The organism is Pseudomonas sp. LBUM1676 (genome assembly GCF_059695605.1).
On sequence record NZ_CP166777.1, the window covers coordinates 3,263,585 to 3,277,661 of the forward strand.

The 14,077-nt window shown below is 61.4% G+C and carries 10 protein-coding genes and 1 pseudogene; 7 read left to right on the forward strand and 4 right to left on the reverse strand.

Features of this window, described 5'->3' with window-relative positions:
* Positions 1-87: 87 nt before the first annotated feature.
* Positions 88-564, forward strand: coding sequence for an Xre family toxin-antitoxin system antitoxin (locus ACA041_RS15170; RefSeq protein ID WP_497441861.1), 477 nt, complete (start codon positions 88-90; stop codon positions 562-564).
* Positions 564-1,034 (forward strand): RES family NAD+ phosphorylase, encoded by a 471-nt coding sequence (locus ACA041_RS15175; RefSeq protein WP_497441862.1) that lies wholly within the window; start codon positions 564-566, stop codon positions 1,032-1,034. The genes ACA041_RS15170 and ACA041_RS15175 overlap by 1 nt, the downstream gene beginning before the upstream one ends.
* Positions 1,035-1,167: 133 nt before the next feature.
* Here the strand turns inward: ACA041_RS15175 and ACA041_RS15180 are convergent, their stop codons facing one another.
* A complete protein-coding gene (locus tag ACA041_RS15180; RefSeq protein WP_497441863.1) occupies positions 1,168-2,559 on the reverse strand; it encodes a GntP family permease in 1,392 nt (463 codons plus the stop codon).
* A 119-nt stretch (positions 2,560-2,678) separates the two neighbouring features.
* Complete coding sequence (hisD, locus tag ACA041_RS15185; RefSeq protein ID WP_497441864.1) at positions 2,679-3,986, reverse strand: histidinol dehydrogenase; 1,308 nt, start codon at positions 3,984-3,986, stop codon at positions 2,679-2,681.
* A 219-nt stretch (positions 3,987-4,205) separates the two neighbouring features.
* Here hisD and ACA041_RS15190 point away from each other — a divergent pair, with 219 nt between their 5' ends.
* Positions 4,206-5,279: a LacI family DNA-binding transcriptional regulator gene (locus tag ACA041_RS15190; RefSeq protein ID WP_497441865.1), complete on the forward strand. Its 1,074-nt coding sequence runs from the start codon at positions 4,206-4,208 to the stop codon at positions 5,277-5,279.
* Between the two features lie 16 nt (positions 5,280-5,295).
* Here ACA041_RS15190 and ACA041_RS15195 read toward each other — a convergent pair whose 3' ends face one another.
* Both ACA041_RS15195 and ACA041_RS15200 read right to left on the reverse strand, forming a co-directional pair.
* Positions 5,296-7,962 carry a helix-turn-helix transcriptional regulator gene (locus ACA041_RS15195; protein ID WP_497441866.1) on the reverse strand — a complete coding sequence of 889 codons (2,667 nt, stop codon included), beginning with the start codon at positions 7,960-7,962 and terminating at the stop codon, positions 5,296-5,298.
* A gap of 102 nt (positions 7,963-8,064) precedes the next feature.
* Positions 8,065-8,208 (reverse strand): annotated as a pseudogene (locus tag ACA041_RS15200) (NAD(P)H-dependent oxidoreductase); the annotation flags it as partial.
* A gap of 273 nt (positions 8,209-8,481) precedes the next feature.
* Between ACA041_RS15200 and ACA041_RS15205 the strand changes: the two are divergent.
* The 4 genes from ACA041_RS15205 (at position 8,482) to ACA041_RS15220 (ending at position 14,075) form a co-directional block, all read left to right on the forward strand.
* The gene (locus tag ACA041_RS15205) at positions 8,482-9,645 is read left to right on the forward strand and encodes a thiolase C-terminal domain-containing protein (RefSeq protein ID WP_497441867.1); all 1,164 of its coding nucleotides are present in this window, start codon (positions 8,482-8,484) and stop codon (positions 9,643-9,645) included.
* A 55-nt stretch (positions 9,646-9,700) separates the two neighbouring features.
* Positions 9,701-11,530 (forward strand): DUF1302 domain-containing protein, encoded by a 1,830-nt coding sequence (locus tag ACA041_RS15210; RefSeq protein WP_497441868.1) that lies wholly within the window; start codon positions 9,701-9,703, stop codon positions 11,528-11,530.
* Between the two features lie 32 nt (positions 11,531-11,562).
* Positions 11,563-12,924: a DUF1329 domain-containing protein gene (locus ACA041_RS15215; RefSeq protein ID WP_497441869.1), complete on the forward strand. Its 1,362-nt coding sequence runs from the start codon at positions 11,563-11,565 to the stop codon at positions 12,922-12,924.
* Positions 12,925-12,998: 74 nt separating this feature from the next.
* Positions 12,999-14,075, forward strand: coding sequence for a WD40/YVTN/BNR-like repeat-containing protein (locus ACA041_RS15220; RefSeq protein ID WP_497441870.1), 1,077 nt, complete (start codon positions 12,999-13,001; stop codon positions 14,073-14,075).
* Positions 14,076-14,077 lie beyond the last annotated feature (2 nt).

The window sequence follows — 14,077 nt, forward strand, 5'->3', positions numbered from 1 at the left end:
ATCGTTGCCGAGCGGGAGTATCGCGGAGCACTGAGATAGCCTACACTTCATTTGACTGAAAAAATAATTCATTTGATGGGAGGATCCATGAACGCTTCGACCGCCACTCGGCGTCCGGCCTCAAAGAAGGATGAACCTGGTGAAATCGCGATCGCCGCGTTTTGGCGTTTCAGTTTCAATCGAGAATTGCTCAAGGACTCGGAGCGCTTGCAGCAGATCAAGGCAGGTTTTCCAGCGTCTCTTGTCCAGGCTCTGCGCCAGACCTTCGACCTGCAGGAGCGCAGTGTCGAAACGCTGCTCAACGCGTCGATTTCTACGCTCGAAAGGCGTCGGCGTGAGCAAAAGAATCTGGATTCTGTCGCTTCAGAACGCCTGGATCGCATCGCCACGGTCTCTCATCTGGCCGAAGAGGTGTTCGAGAGCAAGGTGAACGCCGCGCACTGGATGTCGGCACCGAACAAAGCGCTCGGCGGCATTGCCCCGATCATGCTGTGCGAAACCGAGATTGGCGCCAGGCAGGTGCGGCGTGTGCTTCATGCGCTGGAGTGGGGCGGTGCGGCCTGATGCGGACCTGGCGCATCGCGAAGGCGAAACGTGCGACCGATCTTTCGGGTATGGGAGCCGCTATCGAGGGGGGGGGGCGCTGGAATGATCAGGATGTACCCGCCGTCTACATGGGGCTGACTGCGGCAATCTGCTGTCTGGAAACCTTTGTGCACGCGGGGGGCGAACCGACATTCCCGATGAAGATCACCTGCTTCGAACTGCCGGACGATCCCGCGCTGTTTTTGCAGCCTGATCCGAAGTCGTTGCCGGACGGTTGGGGGAGCCTTCCGGCTGACCGCCCGAGCATGGATTTCGGTACCGCCTGGCTGAGGGCGAACACGCACCTGGGGTTGATCATTCCTTCTGCCGTGCTGGTTCTGGAACGCAATGTGGTGATCAACCCCAATCACCCGGCGGTGAACGAGATCCAAGTGGTCGACGTGTTCGATTTCATGTACGACCCCCGCATGTTCGCGCAGCGAATTTAGCAGCAGCTTGTCCGATCAGCGCACCGCAGCGAAGGCGGCGTGTCAGGCAATGGAGATGTCGGCTGATACATCCCCTTCGCGAGCAGGCTCGCGATGGGGTTCAGCCGACATTGCCAGCTGGCACGGAAGCGGATCAGACAATCCCGGTCAGGTAATACACCCCAATCACGAAAAACGCCGCCAGTACCTTGAAGATGGTCATGCCGAAAATATCCTTGTACGCCTGACGGTGGGTCAGGCCGGTGACCGCCAGCAAGGTGATGACTGCGCCGTTGTGGGGCAGGGTATCCATGCCGCCAGCAGCCATTGACGCCACGCGATGCATGACTTCCAGGGGTATTTGCGCGGCGTTGGCCGAGGCGATGAAGGTATCGGACATGGCGGCGAGCGCAATGCTCATGCCGCCTGATGACGACCCGGTAATCCCCGCCAGCAAGTTGATGGTGATGGCCTGGTTGACCAGAGGATTGGGAATGACCTTCAGTGCCTCGACGACCGCGACGAAGCCCGGCAACGCCGCGATGACTGCACCGAAGCCATATTCGGACGCGGTATTGAGGGTGGCGAGCATCGCCCCGCTGACGGCGCTGCGGCTGCCTTCGGCCAGTTTGCGAGCGATGGTGCGATAGCTGAAGATGAACACCGTGACGATCCCGACCAGCAACGCCGCCTGCACCGACCAGATCGCAATCATCTTCGACACCTGGGTCTGGATCGGTGCCTTCAGCCCTGGCAGGTCGATTTCATACACGCTGCCATACCATTGCGGGATCCAATGGGTGAAGGCCAGGTTCATCACCCCCACCAGCAGCAAGGGTAACAACGCTATCAGCGGGTGGGGCAGGGTGATGTCCTGCGGGGTTTGCGGTTCGTTGCGCAGATCGCTGCCGTAGCCTTCGCCCGAGCGCTGGGCCTTGCGCCGTTGACGCTCGAGATAGAGCATGCCACCGACCAGTATGAACAACGAACCCAGCACGCCCAGCCAGGGCGCGGCCCAGGACGTGGTGCCGAAAAACGTGGTGGGGATGATGTTCTGGATCTGCGGCGATCCGGGCATCGCATCCATCGTGAAGGTGAACGCACCCAAGGCAATGGTCGCGGGCATGAGTCGCTTGGGAATATCGCTTTGACGGAACATCTCCGCCGCGAACGGGTAGACCGCAAACACCACCACGAACAACGAAACGCCGCCGTAGGTGAGCAGCGCGCAGACCAGTACAATCACCAGCATTGCCTGGCCGCTGCCCAACAAGTGAATCACTGACTTGACGATAGAGCGGGAAAAACCGGACAGCTCGATCAACTTGCCAAACACCGCTCCCAGTAAAAACACCGGAAAGTAGAGCTTGATGAAACCGACCATCTTGTCCATGAAAATATCACTGAACGCCGGGGCAACCGCGCCGGGATCAGTGAGCAAAACGGCAGCAAGTGCAGCGAGCGGCGCGAAGATAATGACGCTGTATCCCCGATAAGCAGCGAGCATTAAGGCGAACAACGCCAACAAGGCGATGATGACACTCATGGGATGTCCTTCGAGGCTGGGCCTGCCGCGCAGAGGCGCAAACGACAGTCTGCGCAGTGGCTGTGATTTTTTGTTGTCGGGCCGCGCAAATCTCGCGGCCCTTTTTAGCCAGGCTGTTTTTACTCTGCGATTCCGGCGTACGGCACATCCTTGTGGCCATAGCGACGGACACGGATGTTGGCCTGCTCGCCGTGTCCGGAGAAGCCTTCCAGGGCACACAGGCGTGAGCAGTACTCACCGATGAGCGCCGAGGCCTCGTCGGTCATGACCTTCTGATAGGTGCAGGTCTTGATGAACTTGCCGACCCACAGGCCACCGGTGTAACGCGCGGCTTTCTTGGTGGGCAGGGTGTGGTTGGTGCCGATGGTCTTGTCGCCATAGGAGACGTTGGTGCGCGGGCCGAGGAACAGGGCGCCGTAGTTGCGCATGTTGGTCAGGAAGAAGTCCGGGTCATGGGTCATGACCTGCACATGCTCGAACGCCAGGTCATTGGCGATGGCCAGCATCTCCTGTTCGTCTTCGGCCACGATCACTTCGCCAAAATTCTCCCAGGCCTGACGGGCAATCCCGGCAGTCGGCAGGATCTGCAGCAGGCGTTCGATTTCAGCCATGGTCTCGCGGGCCAGCTTTTGCGAAGTGGTCAGCAAGATCGCAGGCGAGTCCGGGCCGTGTTCGGCTTGACCGAGCAGGTCAGTGGCGCAAATTTCCCCATCGACCGTTTCGTCGGCGATCACCAGCGTTTCTGTGGGGCCGGCGAACAGGTCGATCCCGACCCGGCCGAACAATTGGCGCTTGGCCTCGGCGACAAACGCGTTGCCCGGGCCGACCAGCATATCGACCGGAGCAATGGACCGGGTCCCCAGGGCCATGGCCCCGATCGCCTGGATCCCGCCCAAGCAGTAGATCTCATCGGCACCCGCCATGTGCTGCGCGGCAACAATGGCCGGGGCCGGCTTGCCATGGAAGGGTGGGGCGCAGGTGATGATGCGTGGTACGCCGGCCACCTTGGCGGTGATAACCGACATGTGCGCAGAAGCCAGCAGCGGGTATTTGCCGCCTGGCACGTAGCATCCGGCCGCATTGACCGGGATGTTTTTGTGGCCGAGGACCACGCCTGGCAGAGTTTCGACTTCCAGGTCGCGCAGGCTGTTGCGTTGGTGCTGAGCGAAATTGCGCACCTGGGTCTGGGCAAACTCGATGTCAGAGATGTCGCGCTTGGTCAACTGCGCCATGCAGGCATCGATCTCGGCGCTGGTGAGTCGGTAGTCCTCGCGATCAAGGTTGTCGAAGCGAATGGAGAGCTCGCGAACCGCGGCATCGCCACGCTCTTCGATGTCGGCCAGGGTCTTTTCGACCGTGTCACGCACTTCACGGGCGGCCGATTTGATGACGGACGCTTCTGCGCCTTTTTTGAGCCAAGTTGCCATGGGATAGATTCCTGAGCGTTGTTGTTTTTGAATTTGCATACGTATGCAATGAGGGCAATCCTAAGTCATTGACGAGGCCGTTGAAAAGGGGGACGGAGAAAAAAGACCTGAAGGGTTGGTAGTGGGAGGCATGTGTCGTGTGGCAAAACGGTCAGGCTGCACACGTCGCAGGCAAGGGCAGGTATGATCGCCATTTGAACATTTGGCGCAGAAGCAGAAATGGCAGATTCCAACGACCCACCCCGGCATCCGGTCACGGCCCATGACGTGGCCAGGATGGCTGGCGTCTCCCAATCCGCGGTCTCGCGAACCTTCACCAAAGGCGCCAGCGTTTCGCCCAAGACTCGCCAGAAAGTCGAAGAGGCGGCGGCGACCCTGGGTTACCGACCCAACCAGTGGGCGCGCTCGCTGATCAAGCGCCGCTCCAATCTGATCGGCGTCGTTGCGCCCAGCATGGAGAACCCGTTTTATTCAGCGGTGCTGGAGGCCTTGTCGGCGGCGTTCGAAGAGCTGGGTTATCGCGTACTGCTGTTCTCCACCGCCAATCACGAAGACTCCGATCCGGTGCTCGAAGAAGTACTCGGCTACCGCGTTGAAGCACTGGTCCTGGTCTCGGCCAGCCTGTCTTCGCGTTTTGCCCAGGAGTGCAAGCAGAACGGTTTGCCCGTGGTGCTGCTCAATCGTCGAAATGACAGCAGCAGCATCTCCAGCGTGACCAGCGACAACGCCCAGGGCAGCCTGGAAATTGCGCAGTTCCTGGTTGCCGGTGGCCATCGTCATCCGGCGTTTATCGCTGGCAAGGAGAGTTCCTCGACCAGTCGCGACCGAGAAAGAAGTTTTGTCGACTCGTTGCAAAGTCTCGGGCAAGCAGCGCCGCAACGGGAAGCAGGGCATTACACCTTCGACGGAGCAATGGCGGCCACTCGCCGCCTGCTGTCTTGCGCCACGCCACCGGACGCGATTTTTTGCGCCAATGACATCATGGCGCTGGGCGCGATAAACGTCGCTCGCGAGGAGTTCGGTCTAAAGCCCGGCCAGGACATTTCCATCGTCGGCTTCGATGACATTGCCCTGGCGTCCTGGCCGGTCTTTGCGCTGACCACTTACGTGCAGCCGGTGGCTGCCATGGTCAGTCGTGCGGTCGGCATCATCTGCGCGCAATTGGAGAACCCTGATACCCCGGCGATTCAAGAGGTCGTTCGAGGGCAGTTGATCGTGCGCAAAAGCTCGAAAATTCCCGAGTCCGGGGTCAGGCAGGGGAGCGGTTGCCTGGTCTGGCAACCGCAGGACTAGTCAACTGTCGGCCGGGTTAAATACCTGACTCCAGAATACCCAACATGTAGGCGCGGTCCACCGCATGCTTGCGGGTGCCGGCCTGGAATTTGCCGAACAGGTTTTTCAGGTGCCACTTTACCGTTTGGTCACCGACATTCAGTGTCAGGGCTATTTGCTTGTTCGACAGGTTTCGGGCCAGCAACTGCAGCACCTCGCGTTCCTTGGGCGTCAGCAGTCGGCTGGGGGAAGCGCTGGTCTGCGGTTCAAAGCGTGGCACCGGGGAGGGCTGGAGTGTGGCTGGTGTCGGCGGCGGGGTGGATTCACCCTGGACCTTGCGCGCCCACTTGAGGATGTCCGGATGAGTGTCCTGGAGAATGCGCTGCAGACCGTACTCCCGGGCGAGGCTGATCGCTTCGAGCAGGCAGGGTAGACCATCGCCCCCCGAAATCTTCAGCGCCAGGGCCTTGAGCAGCTTGACCTGGACGGTCTCGCGCCCGCGCCGCAGGCGCCCGGCAGTCTCGTCAGCCACGGCGAGTACGTCCAGCGCAGTCTGCCAGTCACGCTGAACCAGGGCGACATAGGCCTGCGCCAGTCCGGCTATCAGGCTCAACTCCGGTCCCAGTAATCCGTGCTGCTGACGGGCGACGTCCGGCAACAGTTCATCCAGTCGGCGCCAGAGTGCCTGGCAGGTATCACCCCGGCCATGCAGCGCGTTCAAGCGGATCTGTTCACCCAGGGCCACCAGGCAGAAACGCGCAATGCCGCGCTCCTCGCCAAGGGCGAACAGCGCCTCCAGCAGGTCGTGGCCGCGGTGGGCCTGACCTTGCAAAACAGCCAGGCGCGAGGCGGTGAGAAAACCCAGCACAATCGCTTCCGGCGAGGATAGACGCTCGACCACGTCCAGGCGGTTGGCGAGTACCGTCGCGGCTTCCTGGATTTCGTCCCGTTCGAACAACACCGTGGCCAATCCGCAGGCCAGCCTCACCGCCACTGAGCTGCGCCGGCCGATGTCTTGCTCGGCCCGCACCAGGCTATCGCGCAAAGCGACTTCGGCCGGTTGCATGCGCCCCTCGAACAGATAGCTCAGGCCCATCCCCCAAACGCCGCTGCCGCGGATTGCATCGAGCCCCGAGCTCCACGCATAGTGGGGCGCACGCTGCAAAATACGCCGGGCTTTCTCCGGCTGACCCTGGAAGAGCGTCAAGCGGGCGACCTGGATCGCGAGGATGGCTTGTAATTTGGTCGACAGGGCAGGCTCTGCGTTCACCCAGTGGTCAATGATCGCCAGCGATTCGTCCGGCCGGTCGGCAAAGTAGGCGGCGGTAGCCGCAATCATCGCCGCTTCGCAGCGCGACTCTTCATTCGCGCCCGGGTCCTGCTGGATGCGCTCGATCAGCCTGTCCGCTTCCCTGTGTCTTTCGCTCATCGCCAGCGACCAGGCCGCCGCCAGGCACATGCGCGGACGCGATTCCACCTCTGTGGGCGGCAGTTCTGCCACCCACTCCAACACCCGGCTGAATTGACCTCGCAGCATGATTTCGTACAGGCATTGTTCGATCATCTCGTAGCCCTGCGTGACACGCCCGGCCAGCAGATATTGCCGTGCGGCTTCCTCGAAGAAAGCGTGCTCCTGGAGCCAGCTCGCCGCGCGTTCATGGAAGGCTTGGCGGCGCGCCAACGGCAGGCGTGCAAAACGTTCCTGGAGGAATTCTCTGGCCAGGGGATGAAGGCGTACCCAATCACTGTCGACCCCTTCGACGAAGATCGGTGTCGAGGCACACAGACCCTGGAGCATTTCACCGGCCCGCTCATCGCCGGTGAGCGCGACGCAGAGCGAGGGATGAATCATGTCCAGCAAGGCGATACTGGTGAGGAAGTCGACCTGTTCGGCGCACAGGCGGGTCACCAGGCTCTCGACGAAGTAATGCTGGATATCGCCCGAACAGGCCGACAATCCATCGATGGCAACACTCAGGTTGCTGCTTTTCTCGATGGCGGTAATCGCCAGCTGCAGCCCCAGTGGCCAACCCTCGGTGATTTCATTCAGGCGCACGCAGAGATCAGTATCGATGCGTGCACCGAACCGGCTGCTGAGAATCGCCACGGTTTCTTCGGTGCGAAAACGCAACGCATCCGTTGCGACCCTGACGTACAGCCCGCGTGCCAGCAGATCCGCCACCTGCAGGTTCAGGCGTCGGCGCGAAGCCATGACGATACGCAGGTTGGCCGGAGCGTTGTGCAACAAATAGGTCAATGAATGGCGAACGGTCGCCTCGGGCAAGGCATCGGCATCATCGAGAATCAACACGGTTTCGCTGCCCATATCGGCCACTTCTGCGAGCCAGTAGGTCAGCCCTTCGAGTTCGTCGCGGCCATCACCCGGCACTCGCTCAAGCATGTCCGCAAAAGGCTGCCGACCACTGCCAATGGCCATGGCCGCCGCCAGCCCCTGGGTAAAACGGACTTCGTCATCATGACCATCGAGCATCAGCCAGGCCACCACCGCACCACGCGAAAGAAACTCCCGGCGCCATTGGGCCAGCAGCGTCGTTTTACCGAAGCCGGCCGGACCATGGACAGCGATCGCTACCTTGTCCGCCAGTTCCGGGGTGTCAACGCTGAGTCGCTCGCGCACTCGGGCGGTTTTCTGGCTTCGGGGCGGGGTGGTCTTCAGGACCAGTTCAGGATCTATGCGACACATGTTGATGATGTCCCTCTACAGTCCGGATAGTTTCCCGCTTGGTGCTCGCCCTGGCTATGCAATATCGGGTGCCACTGGGTAAAGCGCCTCATCGAACGTTCTTCACCGCTGCGTTGCGCGATCGCCAAAGGTGACCGTGACCAGCGCCTTCTTGCTGCCCCGACCGCTCTGATCGGAGAAGCCGTTGCCACCGTAGCAAGTGCCGCAAACCGGCACGCGGTCGATCCATGCCTTGAGCATAGTCGGCGCCGAAAACCAGTCATCGGCAGTTGATCAGGTGCGCGCGGTTTTCACGGGCAGGGAACGTCTCGGCACTGGCCTGTCTCATCGCGTTCCTACATACCCCCCCCTACAACGATCCCCCCCCAACGAGAGGGGGGTTGTCTGGTGCAGACCCGATAAGGTGAGCTCCACGTTGCGCCAGCAGCAGATCGACTGCACAGGCAGGACGGGGACTGCTCCATGACACCTGATCGATAAGCGACGTGCCGTCGCGTGTCGGCTATCGAGGGAAATTCCATGAGTCAACGAGTGCTGATCGCGGGAGTGGGTATGACTCCGTTTGTCCCGCTGGGCGCTGGCGAAAGTACCGCTGCGCTGGCGAGCCGGGCGATTCGCCAGGCGCTTGACGATGCGCGCATTGACTACGACCTGGTCGATCAGGTGTTTGCCGCTTGTGTCAGCGGTGCGGTCGGTTGCAGCGAAGAGGCGCTGGCCGAAACGGGCCTTACCGGCATCCCTGTGTTCACGGTCCGGGACGGCTGTGCAGCAGCCACCAGTGCTTTTCAATTGGCGCGCCACAGCGTGCTGTGCGGCGAGGCCGAATGCGCGTTGGTGCTCGGCTTCGAAAACATGCCGGCCAATGTTTCCAATCGGGCGTTCTTCGGCCTGGACGATTTGGCGCCGCAAGCGTGGGACAGCCTCGAACAGGCTGACGCCTCCCTGGCCTTTCTGGCTCGGCGTGAGCATCCGGCGGCGCTATTCGCCGCCCAGACCAGCTGGTTGTTGACCCGCATGGGCGTGGCTCAGTCCAGCTTCGAACAGGTGCTCAGCCAGGCCCGGGCCCAGGCCAGCGTCAATCCCTTGGCCGTACTCAATCATGGTGCCGCGCTCGATGGCTGGCTGGCGCCCTATCTTTGCCCACCCGCATGCGGCGCCGCAGCGGTGCTGCTTTGCAGTGCGGCATTTCTCGCCCGGTATGGCGCCCGGGGTGGTGTGGCGGTGCTGTCCAGCGTGCGCGGCAGTGACACCGCCTCCGAGCAGGAGTCCGGTTGCGTTCTCGATGTATTGGGACGTGCCGCGACTCACCGCGTCGCCCAGCAAGCCTACGAACTTGCCGGACTGGGTGCCGACGAGATCGAAGTGGTCGAGCTGCACGATCAGAGTGTCGGCGACTTCATGGTCTATAGCGCCGCCCTGGGTTTGTGCGAGGAAGACCAGATCGACACGTTCGTGCGAGAACGCCGCAATGCCCGAGGCGCACGGGTTGCCGTCTGTGCCTCGGGTGGCCTGCTCGGTCGCGGTCATGCGCCGGGTGCAACGGGGCTGGCACAGATTGCCGAGCTGGTCTGGCAACTGCGCGGCGCTGCAACACCTGGACAACGCCAAGGTGCCCGGACGGCACTTCAGCACAGCGCGGCTCTGGGACGCGCCGTCGCGGTAACCATTCTGCAACGCACCTAAAGACAGCGTCGAAGGCCGATTCAATGCATTTTCATGAACCAAAAGAGAAGGTGAGATGAACAATAACAATAAGATCTGCCAGACAAACTTGCGTCGAGGGCTTCTGTCTTGCGCGATCCTGAGCGGATTGGGTATCGGGCCCGTGCAGGCCCTGGAAATCGCTACTGGCAACGAAGACCTGACAGTGCGTTTCGACAACACCTTCAAGTTCAACTATGCCCAGCGGGTCGAAAGCCCCAACAGCAAGCTGGCCAATGCCTGGAACAACAACGACGGCAACCGTAACTTCTCCTCGGGCAGTGCCGTGTCCCAGCGCCTGGATGTGCTCTCGGAACTGGACGTGGTCTACAAGCAAAAGGCCGGCTTTCGCGTCAGCGCCAACACGTGGTACGACCACGCCTACGACAACGTCGGCAGCGACAATGCGGCCACCAATCAGCTCAACCACGGAGTGCCGGACTCACGGCATATCAGCGGTTACGCCGATCGCTACTACAACGGCCCGTCGGCCGAGATCCTCGATGCCTTCGTCTTCGGCAGCATGGAAGTCGGTGAAGAGTCGATCCTCAGCGCCAAGCTCGGCCAGCACACCCAATACTGGGGCGAAAGCATCCTGGCCGTTGCCCACGGCAATAGCTACGGGCAATCCGGGCTGGATATTTCCAAGGCATTGGCGGTGCCGGGTACCGAAGCCAAGGAGCTGTTCATCCCGCGTAACCAACTGTCCGTGAGCTTCACGGCCAACCCGGAGCTGACCCTCGGCGCGCAGTATTTCCTCGACTGGGATGCGTCGCGCCTGCCGGAATCCGGTACCTACCTGGGCTTCAACGATGGCATCCAGAATGGCGGGCACAACCTGTCGCTGATTGGCGGCGTCAACCCGTTCTTCGGGGCTCCCGGGCCGATCGGCGCCAACCAGTTCCTGCGCCTGAGCAACGGCCACACCTTCACCCCGGACGACCGCGGCGACTTCGGTTTGATGGCCAAGTGGAGTCCGGAATGGCTGGACGGCACCTTGGGTGTCTACTACCGCAATACCTCCGACATTCTGCCCAATCTAGCCCTGCAGCCGACCGCCGTTGGCCCGGCGCAACTGATCTCCGGCAACATCGGCAGCTACAACCAGTTCTACGTCGATGACATCGATATCTACGGCATCAGCCTGTCGAAAAGCCTCGGCTGGGTCAGCGTCGGTTTCGACCTGAACTACCGCGAAAACATGCCCCTGGCCAGCGTGGCCGGCACCGTCAGCCCGGCTGCAGCCGCCGCCGGCTTGCCCGGTTTCATCGGCAGCTTTGATGGCGAAAACGGCGTGGCCCGCGGCAACACCGTCCACGCGGTGCTCAACGGTCTGACCACCTTTGCCGACACGCCACTGTGGGACAGCTCCTCGTTGCTGGTCGAGCTCGGCTACAGCCGCTGGCTGGACGTGACCGACAACAAGCAGTTGTTCAAGGGCGAGGACTGGTACCACGGCACCGACAAGGTCACCAAGGACAACTACATCGTCGGCGTCAATTTCAACCCGACCTGGTACCAGGTGTTCCCCGGCATCGATATGTACATGCCGATGACCTACAACGTCGGGCTGAACGGCAACTCCGCCGTGCAGCTGGGCGGTAACGAGGACGCCGGCAGCTATTCGGTCGGCATCGGCATGGATGTGCGCAGCCAGTACCGCTTCGACCTGAAGTACGTGGACAACTTCGGTCCGTTCGATACCTGCGATTCCGCCGGCAGTGCCGGGGCGCAAGGCGAGGGTGCCGCTCCCGGCGCCAACGGCCAGTACAACTGCGCCCTCGGTCAAACCACCGCCTTCGGCGGAACCCCATCGCAGCTCAAGGATCGCGGCATGGTCACTTTCACCTTCAAAACGACTATCTGATCGAACCGTTGCCCAGCAACAGGAGATATTCCATGACATTCGTCAAATCAGTTCTGGCCACCACCTTGGCGCTGGCCGTCGCCGGCGGCGCACATGCAGCCGTTTCCCCGGACCAGGCGGCCAAGCTCGGTACCACCCTGACCGGCGTTGGTGCCGAAAAATCCGGCAATGCCGATGGCAGCATCCCGGCCTACACCGGTGGACTGAAGACTGCGCCAGCCAGCTATCAGAAGGGCAGCTCCTTCCGTCCCGACCCATTCGAGGGGGAAAAGCCAAGGCTGGTGATCAACAGCAAGAATGCCAGCGAATACAACGGCAAGCTGACCGCATCGACCCAGGAATTGCTCAAGCGATACCCGTCCTTTCGCGTTGATGTGTTCCCGACCCACCGTACCGTGGGCCTGCCGCAACGAGTGCTGGACAATACTGCCAAAAACGCCGTGGGGACCAGGTCACTCGAAGGTGGCGTAGCCCTGGAAAACGCGTTGCCGGGCATACCCTTCCCGATCCCCAACGATGGCAATGAAGCCATGTGGAACCATCTGCTGCGCTTTCAGGGGCATGCGCTCAATATCAAGTACGACAACTGGAACGTCGATTCTTCCGGTCGTGCGACCCTGGCCACCACCAGCAACGGCTATCTTGAGTACTCGCTGTACGATCCGGCCCGTACCACTGCGGCGAACGAGAGCGATATTTTCTTCAAGACCAAGCTCTATTACCAGGGCCCGGCCCGTCGCGCCGGTGAGGCGGTTCTGCTCAACGACGCGGTCAACCCGTTGAAGCAACCGCGCCGTGCCTGGCAGTACTTGCCCGGGCAACGCCGCGTCAAGTTGGCACCGGACCTTGCCTATGACACGCCGAACCCGGGTACGGCCGGCAGCTCCACTTATGACGATAGCTGGGTGTTCAACGGTGCGCTGGACCGGTACGACTTCAAGCTGGTCGGCAAGAAGGAGATGGTCGTTCCGTACAACACCTACAAGCTCAACTACCACGATAAAGCGGCGGACATCACCACGCCGAACCACGTCAACCCCGACCTGGTGCGCTGGGAGTTGCACCGCGTGTGGGTGGTCGAAGCAACGCTGAAACCGGGCAAGCGCCACATCTACAGCAAACGTACCTTCTACCTCGACGAGGACAGCTGGATCGCCCTGGCATCCGACGAATATGACGCCAATGGCAAGCTGTACCGCGGCTCCTTCGCCCACATGGCCTACAGCTACGACGTGCAGGCGCCGAATTCGGACAACTTCATGATCTACGACTTCGTCGCGGGTAGTTACAGCATCTCCGGTGTTTACGGCCCTTACGGCGGCATCAAGTACATCGAAGCGCTTTCCAAAGCCCAATGGGCACCGGAGTCGCTGGCCGGCGCGGGTATCCGTTAACCGAACTCCATAGCGTCACTTTCCACCGGGAAGCAGTAGAGCTTGCCGGTGGCTTTTTTATCCGGGAAACAGCTATGAATAACTTCAAGTGGATGGCGTTTGCCGCACTGGCTGCGGCGCTGGCGCTGCCGTTCACCCGACCCGTGGTGGCGGCAGAGTTCGCCGATACCCTGGACAGTCCGGCCATCCAGAGTGAAAAGGCGGTCCAGGGCATGTTCACCGGGCTGACCAGTGCTGGAGAACGTCTAGTCGCGGTAGGCCAGCGCGGGCACATTTTTTATTCAGACGATAACGGTCAGCAGTGGCACCAGGCTCAGGTACCGGTCAGTTCTGATCTGGTAGCCGTGCATTTTCCCAGCTCGCTTCAAGGCTGGGCGGTGGGCCACGATGGGGTGGTATTGCACAGCAGCGATGGTGGTGAAACCTGGAGTCGTCAGTTTGACGGCCGCAAGGTCGGCCCGACATTGCTCGCTCATTACCAACAACTGGCCGCGATGCGTCCGGATGACGAGTCGATTGCAAACTTGCTGATCGAGTCCCGGCGCATGGTCGAGGAGGGCGCCGACAAACCGTTCCTCGATGTCTGGTTCGAAAACGAGCGCGTCGGCTACATCGTCGGCGCCTTCAACCTGATATTCCGTACCGATGACGGTGGTCAAAGCTGGACCCCCTGGCTTGATCGCACAGAGAATCCCAGTGCGCTGAACCTGTACGCGCTGCGCCCGGTCGGCAATGAGCTGTTCATCGTCGGCGAACAAGGCCTGGTGCTCAAGCTGGATCCGGCTGCCCAGCGTTTCATCGCTACCCCGACACCCTACAACGGCACCTTCTTTGGCATTACTGGCAAGCCCGGTGCCGTGCTGGTCTTCGGCCTGCGCGGCAATGCGTATCGCAGCGTCGATGGCGGTGCCAGCTGGCGCCAGGTCGAGCTTGGCCTGCCTTCGAGCATCACCGCCAGTACGGTCACCCACGATGGGCGAATCGTGCTGCTGAGCCAGGCCGGTCAAGTGCTGGTCAGCGTCGACGATGGCGCCAGCTTCAAACTGCAGCCACAAAACGGCCTGGCACCGGTGGCCGCGGCCCAGGTATCGAGTTCCGGTGCGCTGGTGCTAGCCGGTGTTCGTGGGTTTCGTCAGCTCCCCCTCCAATAAGC

Coding starts and splice junctions, on each gene's coding strand:
- ACA041_RS15170 (WP_497441861.1), top strand. CDS start 88: ATGAACGCTTCGACCGCCACTCGGCGTCCGGCCTCAAAGAAGGATGAA.
- ACA041_RS15175 (WP_497441862.1), top strand. CDS start 564: ATGCGGACCTGGCGCATCGCGAAGGCGAAACGTGCGACCGATCTTTCG.
- ACA041_RS15180 (WP_497441863.1), bottom strand. CDS start 2,559: ATGAGTGTCATCATCGCCTTGTTGGCGTTGTTCGCCTTAATGCTCGCT.
- hisD (WP_497441864.1), bottom strand. CDS start 3,986: ATGGCAACTTGGCTCAAAAAAGGCGCAGAAGCGTCCGTCATCAAATCG.
- ACA041_RS15190 (WP_497441865.1), top strand. CDS start 4,206: ATGGCAGATTCCAACGACCCACCCCGGCATCCGGTCACGGCCCATGAC.
- ACA041_RS15195 (WP_497441866.1), bottom strand. CDS start 7,962: ATGTGTCGCATAGATCCTGAACTGGTCCTGAAGACCACCCCGCCCCGA.
- ACA041_RS15205 (WP_497441867.1), top strand. CDS start 8,482: ATGAGTCAACGAGTGCTGATCGCGGGAGTGGGTATGACTCCGTTTGTC.
- ACA041_RS15210 (WP_497441868.1), top strand. CDS start 9,701: ATGAACAATAACAATAAGATCTGCCAGACAAACTTGCGTCGAGGGCTT.
- ACA041_RS15215 (WP_497441869.1), top strand. CDS start 11,563: ATGACATTCGTCAAATCAGTTCTGGCCACCACCTTGGCGCTGGCCGTC.
- ACA041_RS15220 (WP_497441870.1), top strand. CDS start 12,999: ATGAATAACTTCAAGTGGATGGCGTTTGCCGCACTGGCTGCGGCGCTG.